Here is an 820-nt window from a genome sequence, read left to right on the forward strand (position 1 = left end):
GGCACTGTTGCAAAGTTAGCGATGAGGCAGCCTTTTGTCTTATTCAAAGGCCTTACATTTCAAAAACTCTGCTTACCAGGCGCATTTCGCCCAGGGGATCACCATAATAAAATGCTGAGGCCTGGCCTTTGCGTAGTGCACGCATCACCTCAATACCTTTGATGGTGGCGTAAGCCGTCTTCATGGATTTAAATCCCAGCGTGGCGCCGATTATCCGTTTCAGTTTGCCATGATCGCATTCAATCACGTTGTTCCGGTACTTAATCTGTCGGTGTTCAACGTCAGACGGGCACCGGCCTTCGCGTTTGAGCAGAGCAAGCGCGCGACCATAGGCGGGCGCTTTATCCGTGTTGATGAATCGCGGGATCTGCCACTTCTTCACGTTGTTGAGGATTTTACCCAGAAACCGGTATGCAGCTTTGCTGTTACGACGGGAGGAGAGATAAAAATCGACAGTGCGGCCCCGGCTGTCGACGGCCCGGTACAGATACGCCCAGCGGCCATTGACCTTCACGTAGGTTTCATCCATGTGCCACGGGCAAAGATCGGAAGGGTTACGCCAGTACCAGCGCAGCCGTTTTTCCATTTCAGGCGCATAACGCTGAACCCAGCGATAAATCGTGGAGTGATCGACATTCACTCCGCGTTCAGCCAGCATCTCCTGCAGCTCACGGTAACTGATGCCGTATTTGCAGTACCAGCGTACGGCCCACAGAATGATGTCACGCTGAAAATGCCGGCCTTTGAATGGGTTCATGTGCAGCTCCATCAGCAAAAGGGGATGATAAGTTTATCACCACCGACTATTTGCAACAGTGCC

The 820-nt window shown here is 52.3% G+C and carries 1 protein-coding gene; it reads right to left on the bottom strand.

Annotated elements, in window-relative coordinates; translation table 11 throughout:
* Positions 1-52 precede the first annotated feature (52 nt).
* A complete protein-coding gene (locus RRF55_RS27165) occupies positions 53-757 on the bottom strand; it encodes an IS6-like element IS26 family transposase (RefSeq protein WP_001067855.1) in 705 nt (234 codons plus the stop codon).
* Positions 758-820: the final 63 nt, after the last annotated feature.

Source organism: Klebsiella sp. K47 (assembly GCF_051858335.1).
Classification (GTDB): domain Bacteria; phylum Pseudomonadota; class Gammaproteobacteria; order Enterobacterales; family Enterobacteriaceae; genus Klebsiella; species Klebsiella pneumoniae.

Excerpts from the sequence above, each read along its gene's own strand:
- RRF55_RS27165 (WP_001067855.1), bottom strand. The coding sequence starts at position 757 with ATGAACCCATTCAAAGGCCGGCATTTTCAGCGTGACATCATTCTGTGG.